This window comes from Streptomyces sp. NPDC054765 (assembly GCF_053612065.1).
Map to the genome: position 1 here is coordinate 322,791 of NZ_JBSHBP010000001.1, position 7,292 is coordinate 330,082.

General features: G+C 70.8%; 8 protein-coding genes and 1 pseudogene. 4 read left to right on the top strand and 5 right to left on the bottom strand.

The window, feature by feature from the left end:
• The first annotated feature begins 132 nt into the window (after nt 1-132).
• Nucleotides 133-1,521, top strand: a complete 1,389-nt coding sequence (locus ACWGJY_RS01555) for a cystathionine beta-synthase (protein WP_453258762.1) — start codon at nt 133-135, stop codon at nt 1,519-1,521.
• A gap of 338 nt (nt 1,522-1,859) precedes the next feature.
• Here the strand turns inward: ACWGJY_RS01555 and ACWGJY_RS01560 are convergent, their stop codons facing one another.
• From ACWGJY_RS01560 to ACWGJY_RS01575, 4 genes are all read right to left on the bottom strand, one after another.
• Nucleotides 1,860-2,270: a hypothetical protein gene (locus ACWGJY_RS01560; protein ID WP_453258763.1), complete on the bottom strand. Its 411-nt coding sequence runs from the start codon at nt 2,268-2,270 to the stop codon at nt 1,860-1,862.
• A 41-nt stretch (nt 2,271-2,311) separates the two neighbouring features.
• Nucleotides 2,312-3,721 carry a purine-cytosine permease family protein gene (locus ACWGJY_RS01565; RefSeq protein WP_453258764.1) on the bottom strand — a complete coding sequence of 470 codons (1,410 nt, stop codon included), beginning with the start codon at nt 3,719-3,721 and terminating at the stop codon, nt 2,312-2,314.
• Nucleotides 3,722-3,922: 201 nt separating this feature from the next.
• The gene (locus ACWGJY_RS01570; RefSeq protein ID WP_453258765.1) at nt 3,923-4,480 is read right to left on the bottom strand and encodes a cysteine dioxygenase; all 558 of its coding nucleotides are present in this window, start codon (nt 4,478-4,480) and stop codon (nt 3,923-3,925) included.
• Complete coding sequence (locus tag ACWGJY_RS01575; protein WP_453258766.1) at nt 4,477-5,394, bottom strand: amidohydrolase; 918 nt, start codon at nt 5,392-5,394, stop codon at nt 4,477-4,479. The genes ACWGJY_RS01570 and ACWGJY_RS01575 overlap by 4 nt, the downstream gene beginning before the upstream one ends.
• A 266-nt stretch (nt 5,395-5,660) precedes the next feature.
• On the opposite strand from ACWGJY_RS01575, the gene ACWGJY_RS01580 reads away from it, so the two are divergent.
• Complete coding sequence (locus ACWGJY_RS01580; protein WP_453258767.1) at nt 5,661-5,948, top strand: hypothetical protein; 288 nt, start codon at nt 5,661-5,663, stop codon at nt 5,946-5,948.
• 63 nt (nt 5,949-6,011) lie between these two features.
• A complete protein-coding gene (locus tag ACWGJY_RS01585; protein ID WP_453258768.1) occupies nt 6,012-6,155 on the top strand; it encodes a hypothetical protein in 144 nt (47 codons plus the stop codon).
• A 174-nt stretch (nt 6,156-6,329) separates the two neighbouring features.
• Here ACWGJY_RS01585 and tnpA read toward each other — a convergent pair whose 3' ends face one another.
• On the bottom strand, nt 6,330-6,758 hold the full coding sequence (tnpA, locus tag ACWGJY_RS01590) for an IS200/IS605 family transposase (protein ID WP_453258769.1): 429 nt from the start codon (nt 6,756-6,758) through the stop codon (nt 6,330-6,332).
• Nucleotides 6,759-6,781: 23 nt separating this feature from the next.
• Between tnpA and ACWGJY_RS01595 the strand changes: the two are divergent.
• Nucleotides 6,782-7,292: pseudogene (locus ACWGJY_RS01595) on the top strand (RNA-guided endonuclease TnpB family protein); the annotation flags it as partial.

The window sequence follows — 7,292 nt, forward strand, 5'->3', positions numbered from 1 at the left end:
TCGGCAAGAACTCCTACAACAGGGTGTTGCCCGTTCCTGCACGGAACGCAACGCGCCCCTCCTCTAACGGACCCGGGCAATAGGCTGGCCGCACGGGCGCAGGAGAGCGTGCCCCCGACCGCGGAGACCACCGTGCAGTTTTACGATTCGATGATTGAGCTAGTCGGCAACACCCCGCTCGTGCGGCTCAACAACGTCACTCGAGGTATCCAGGCCACCGTCCTGGCGAAGGTCGAGTACTTCAACCCCGGCGGGTCGGTCAAGGACCGGATCGCCGTGCGGATGATCGAGGCCGCCGAGCAGTCGGGCGAGCTGCAGCCGGGCGGGACCATCGTCGAGCCGACATCCGGAAACACCGGTGTGGGCCTGGCGATCGTCGCCCAGCAGAAGGGTTACAAGTGCATCTTCGTCTGCCCGGACAAGGTGTCCACGGACAAGATCAATGTGCTGCGGGCCTACGGTGCCGAGGTGGTGGTCTGCCCGACCGCCGTCGACCCCGAGCACCCGGACTCGTACTACAACGTCTCGGACCGGCTGGTGCGCGAGACGCCCGGTGCGTGGAAGCCGGACCAGTACAGCAACCCGAACAACCCGCGCTCCCACTACGAGAGCACCGGTCCCGAGCTGTGGGCGCAGACCGAGGGGCGGATCACCCACTTCGTGGCGGGCGTCGGCACCGGCGGCACGATCAGCGGCACCGGCCGCTATCTGAAGGACGCCAGTGACGGCAAGGTCAAGGTCATCGGCGCCGACCCGGAGGGCTCGGTCTACAGCGGCGGCTCCGGGCGCCCGTATCTGATCGAGGGCGTCGGCGAGGACTTCTGGCCGACCGCCTACGACCGCACCGTCGCGGACGAGATCGTGGCGGTCTCGGACAAGGACGCCTTCCAGATGACCCGGCGGCTGGCCAAGGAGGAGGGCCTGCTGGTCGGCGGCTCCTGCGGGATGGCCGTGGTGGGTGCGCTGGAGGTCGCCGCCAAGCTCGGCCCGGACGATGTGGTGGTCGTGCTGCTGCCCGACAGCGGCCGGGGCTATCTCTCCAAGATCTTCAACGACGAGTGGATGGCCGACTACGGCTTCCTGGAGGAGGGCGGCACCGCGGCCCGCGTCGGCGAGGTGCTGGCGCACAAGGAGGGCGCACTGCCCTCGCTGGTGCACATGCACCCGGAGGAGACCGTCGGCGAGGCGATCGAGGTGCTGCGCGAGTACGGCGTCTCGCAGATGCCGATCGTCAAGCCCGGTGCCGGGCACCCCGATGTGATGGCCGCCGAGGTCGTCGGCTCGGTCGTCGAACGCGAGCTGCTCGATGCGCTGTTCACCCAGCGCGCCTCGCTGACCGACCCGCTGGAGAAGCACATGTGCCCGCCGCTGCCGCAGGTCGGCTCGGGCGAGCCGGTCGCCGATCTGATGGCGGTGCTGGAGAACGCGGACGCGGCGATCGTCCTCGTCGAGGGCAAGCCGAAGGGCGTGGTGAGCCGGCAGGACCTGCTCGCCTATCTGGCGCGCGAGGCCGGCAAGTAGCAGCGGTCCGGCGGCCGGGGCGAGGGGTGGCGCAGTCCCCTGCCCCGGCCGCCGCCCGTTTCCGCACCCGTCACGGCGTCAAGTGGCCGTCAGGAAACGGGCCGTCGCCGCAAGATGTACGTATGCGTCATGCGCGCGCCGCACGGCCTTAACACGCGCCGGGCACAGTGTGGTCACGGCGAGGAGGACTTCCGGAGCGGCTCCCGGACTCCGCTCGCCGCCGGATGCGACGGCCGGCTCCGACCCGGTACGCGTCCCTTGCGGGGACCGCTGTCGTCCCGCCCCCGGCCCCGGCCGGGGTGCGGCGGTCCCCGCAGCATCCGGCTCCCGCCCGAGCCTCAGCCCCCTGCGCCGTCGCGGCCCTCCGTATGCGGGCGCAGCCTGTGCGAGCCCCTGGCCGACAGGGCGTTGACGCCGACGATCCCGGCCCAGCACATCAGCAGTCCCGGCTCGCCGCCATAGTTCGCGGCGATCGCGGACAGAGGAATGGCCAGCACCAGCGAGAGCGCGGCGAGAGCGAACCGTCCCCAGACGTCCCGGCCGCCGCCCCCGAGGCGCGGCGGCCGGGCGCCGCGGGCCACCTGCACCTGCTGCTCGGCAAGTTGCCGCCGCACCCGCTGGTCGACGCTGCGGTCCAGCTTCTCCAGGAAGGATTCCAGGAGCTCCGACTCGTACTCCGGCCCCAGCTCCTTGCGCGTCTGGAGGGTCGCGTCGAGTTCCTTGCGCAAGTCGGGGTCGTGTGTCGCCATGCCGCCGAGAGTACGGACGCGAGGCCGGCGGCGCGGTAGGGCTAGCCCCCCAATCCGGCGGGCGTCCGGTCCTCGTGGGGCGCCGGCTCCGCCGTGCGCGCGGTGTCGTTGCGGACGGCCGCCCAGTACAGGACGGCCGGCACGGCGAGCCCGACGAGCCAGGAGATGTCGGCGCCGCCGAGCGGTGCCACCAGCGGGCCGGTGTAGAAGTGCGTGGCCAGGAACGGGAGCTGGGCTAGCACGCCGAAGACGTAGACCGACAGGGCCCGGACGTTCCAGGCGCCGTAGCGGCCGGCCGGGTCGCTGAGCGCCGGGATGTCGTAGCGCTCCTTGGAGATCAGGTAGTAGTCGACGAGGTTGATCGCCGACCAGGGCGTGAAGAACGTCAGCAGGAAGAGCAGGAAGTCCTTGAAGGACGTCAGGAAAGAGTCCTTGCCCAGGAGGGCGACGGCGGTACCGGCCAGCATGATCCCGGCGATGTAGGCGGAGCGGCCGCGCGGGGTGAGGGTGCGCTGCCCCCGGAAGCCGCTGACGCTGGTGACCAGCGACATGAACCCGCCATAGGTGTTGAGGATGTTGATGGTGAGTTTGCCGAGGGCGATGACGAAGTAGAGGCACGAGGCGATCAGCCCGGTGCCGCCCAGGCCGACGATATAGCCGACCTCGTGCCCCACGAACGCGGCGGGCGCCGCGGCGGCGGCCAGCGCGCCGAAGGTCATCGACCACTGCGAGCCGAGCACCGAGCCGGACAGCGTCCACCAGAACGTGGCGCGCGCCGAGGTGTCCCGCGGGAGGTAGCGGGAGTAGTCGGCGACGTACGGGCCGAAGGCCAGCTGCCAGGAGGCCGAGAGCGAGACGGCGAGCAGGAAGACCGGCAGGGCGAAGCGGTGGTCGGCGAGGAGTGTGCCGAGGTCGGTGCGCTGCAGCAGCCGGATGCCGAGGTAGACGAAGGCGAGCGCGCAGACCAGGCCGGCGACCTTGCCGAGAGTGTGGATCAGGCGGTATCCGACGGCCGCCGCGACGGCGGTGACCGCGGCGAAGAGGACGATTCCGGGTGTCTCGCCCAGGTGTGTCAGCTCGCCGACCGCCTGCCCGGCCAGCACACTGCCGCTGGCGAAGAACCCGATGTACATCACGATGACCAGCGCGAGCGGGACCACCGCGCCCCGGACGCCGAACTGCGCCCGGGAGGTGATCATTTGCGGCAGCCCGAGCCGTGGCCCCTGGGCGGAGTGCAGCGCCATCACCGCCCCGCCCAGGAGGTTGCCGAGCAGCAGCCCGATCAGCGACCAGAAGGCGTTCGCCCCGAAGACGACGGCCAGCGCGCCGGTGACGACGGCGGTGATCTGGAGGTTGGCGCCCAGCCAGAGCGTGAACTGGCTGACCGCGCTGCCGTGCCGTTCGTCGTCGGGGACGACGTCGATGGAGCGCCGTTCGACCACACCTGCCATGAGTCCGCCTTGCGTCGCCGCCTGTATGGATTCATTCAGAATCAATGGCGATGAATGGAAGGTCAATAGGCAGGGGCGAATTCGTGGTCACGGGCCCGCCCGGCCGCGACGGGCCGCGGCCCCGGGCGGTGACGGGCGGTGACGGGCTGCGGCCCCGGCGGTGACGGAACCCGGGCCGGGCGCCGCGGGGCGCCCGGCCGTTCAGGCCGCGGTCGGTCCGTCCATCGGCCGCAGCTCGTCCGCGTACGAGACCGAGACCCGCCGCATCAGGCCGTCCTCGGTGATGTCGTACTGGCCCAGCCGCCACAGCGGCGGCGAGTAGGCGTGCACCGACACCGCGTCGTCGCTCGCGCCGGTGAGCCGGTGGATGTGGTCCGGACCGAAGCAGAAGGAGGAGCCCGCGCCGACCGCGGTGGCCAGATGCTCGCCACCGATGCGGGGGTTGGACTCGGTCAGGACGCCCTGGACGACACGGACCGCCCCGGAGGAGAGGTCGTGGTCGTGCCAGCCGGTGTCGTTCTGCCGGGTCCAGCACAGCAGCCAGACATCGACGAACTCATCGCGGTGCAGTGAGGCGTAGTGGCGCTCGGCGTCCGAGAACGCGACCTGCGCGCGCCACAGGTCCGGGCGGGCGGCCAGCTCGTCGACCAGGGCCTGCAGCTCGCGCTTGTCGAGGTTGCGCTCGGGCAGTTCGGTGAACGGCTCCTCGCCGTCGGGGACCTCGCGGGCGGTGTCGGCCAGGGAGGTGCGGTACGTCATGGGCGGGCTCCTTTCGTCGGGCCCAGCAGGCGGGCCGGGTTGGTGGTACGCAGGGCATGGACGGCGGCCCGCGCGCCGAGGTCGGGGACGACAGGGTCGGCATAGGGGCGGTCGCTGCCGCTGACGACGACATCGATGCCGGCGGCCCGCACCAGGGCGTCGACCGCGCGGGTCCCGTACGAGGACGTCTCGTAGAACGCGTTGCCGTCCACCCGGCCGCGGTCCCGGCCGCCGCCGCGGGCGACCAGCCGCTCGCCGTGCAGCGGTGCCAGTCCGGCCAGGGCCGCGAAGCAGACCCGCAGATCCGGGTGGCGCGGCCGGCCGAAGGCGCGGAAGGCGAACCAGGAGGCGTGCAGCTGCTGGAGGTAGGGAACCAGGGCGGGCCACCAGGCGGGCGCGTCCCGGCCGGCGGACGGGGCCGGGCCGGGGTGGACGAACAGCGGGGCGTCCCGCTCGGCGACGGCGTCCAGCAGGGGCGCGCAGCGGGCCCACCCGGCGGCGTCGAGCAGTGCGGTGGCGGGCAGCTGCAGCCCCACGCAGCCGCGGTCCAGCGCGCGCCGCAGCGCCCCGGCGTCCGGCTCGGCAGCGGACAGGCAGACCGAGGCCCAGACGCCGAAGGGGGCGGGCAGGTCCAGTGCGCCGTCGTGGAACGCGGCGAGCAGTGGTGCGGCCTCGGCGGGCGGCAGATATTCGATGCCGAGCGGGCTGGAGAGCGAGACCAGGGCCAGATCGAGGCCGTCGGCGCGGGCGAGCCGGGCGCGGGCCGCGATGTCGTGGTCGGCCGGGTCGACGGCGTACGGGGGCTCGCCCGGCAGGTGCAGCGTCCAGCGGTCCAGCCGCGGTGGCGCGCTGCGGGACCGCAGCAGCGCGAGGAACTCGGGCGGCCAGAGGTGCTGGTGGACGTCGGTGGGCACGGGCCTCCCTCGGGGCGCGGGGCGGTCGCACGGTCGGCGCGCGACCCGTGGCCGGCCGCCTTGAACCGCTTCACTTAACCGATTAACTGATGCGTTTAAGTGAAGCGGTTAACAGCTGGGGCTGTCAAGGCGGAGGAGGTGTAGCTCGCCTTTCCGATGTCCCTTTCTCGTCGACGGGTGGCCTTTTTCTGACCGGGACGAGGCAGTGAGACGAGCTCCTGCCTGATTGTTCGCTCGTAGTGGTGCTGATCCCGGGGGGAGGGCACATGAACGGATCCGCGCTACGTGCCGGGGTGGGCGCGAGGCTGAAGTGCGACGGCGAAGTCGTCACGGTGGAGGAGCTGTTCGGCTCTGCCGCCGGTAACGAGGTCCTCGTGCGCGAGGGGCCAGGCCGCCTTTCTGCTCGACCGGGAGACCGGCCTCGTGACGGCGGGCCCGATCGCGGGGACGGCACCATGGGCGGGCTCGGGCGGGCCGATCCGCGGTGGGTTGAGATGGCCCTGGAGATCACGGCCGAGCAGGGGAAGGACTCGAAGTCGACCGGGCCAAGGTGATCCGCACCATCGGCCCCCGCCTCATCGCCCGCTATGGCGAGGACGAGGTGAAGCTGCCGACCCGTGCTCCGCGGCCGGTACGGGCACCGGATGTGGCTCACCGACTTCGGCGAGAAGATCCTGGCCGTCGCCCAGCTGGACGCCGGCCAACTCGGCAGCGAGAAGGCCAAGGGCACCGCGAAGACGGTCGGGAGCCACATTCGGTGACAGGACTGTGAGCAGCGGCTCGGACAAGCCGCACTGCGTGCGGCGAGCAGCCCGGTGACTCTACCTCTGATCTTGGCCAGTGCTCCGCCCTTCAGGGCGGGGGTGTAGGTCATCCTTGGGCCGGAGGCGCGGAGCGCCGGAGCGCCGGAGTGCTCTGCGCCTCCGGGGTGACGGTCAGACGGGACGCTGCTGGTTTTCGATGTACTGCTTGACGACGGTCAGGGGTGCCCCGCCACATGATCCTGCGAAGTAGGAACCGGACCAGAAGTGTCCGCCCCACAGGTGCCGGCGGACGTGGCTGTCGTACTCCTGGCGGAGCCTGCGGGAGCTGACGCCCTTGAGGGAGTTGACCAGCTTGGAGAGCTGGACTTTGGGCGGGTAGTGCACGAGCAGGTGGACGTGGTCCTGTTCGCCGTTGAACTGTTTCAGTTCGGCCTCGAAGTCGTCGCAGACCTCCCGCATGATCTCTTCGGTGCGGGTCAGCATGGCGTCGGTGAACGCCTTCCGCCGGTACTTCGTGACAAAAACCAAGTGAACATGCAGGTTGCAGACGACGTGACGTCCGGTGCGTACGTCGGGATTAGGCTTCCAGCGCGGTGACATAAACCAATGCTATGCTCTCGGTCGTGAGTCAAGACGCCCTGGTCAAGCGGCAGTTCGGGCACCGTGCCCGGCTTTCGCTGTCTCCTGCCGGGGTTCGCGCGGCGGATGATCAGGCGCACGCGGCCCGCACGATGTGGAATCTTCTCCACGCGTGGTGGCGGATGATGCCGAAGGAAATGCGGACTCTTGCGAACGCGGACGCCGCGATCCGACAGGCCCGCCAGGACATCGACTTCCTGGCCGCCCTCCCCGCCCAGGCCGCGCAAGCGGTACTCAAGACGTACTTCCGGGCGTGGAAGAACTGCTGGGAGGGCCGCGCCGACGCCCCGAACTTCAAGGGCCGGTTGCGCACGGTGATGTCCGTGGACATCCCGCAGGGCCGCGACCTGAACATCACCCGCGTGCACCGCCGCTGGGGCATGGTCAACATTCCCAAGGTGGGCCGGGTCCGCTTCCGGTGGACCAAAGACCTTCCGGTCGGCAAGCGTGCCAATGCGAACGACCGGATCACCGGGGCACGACTGATCAAGGACG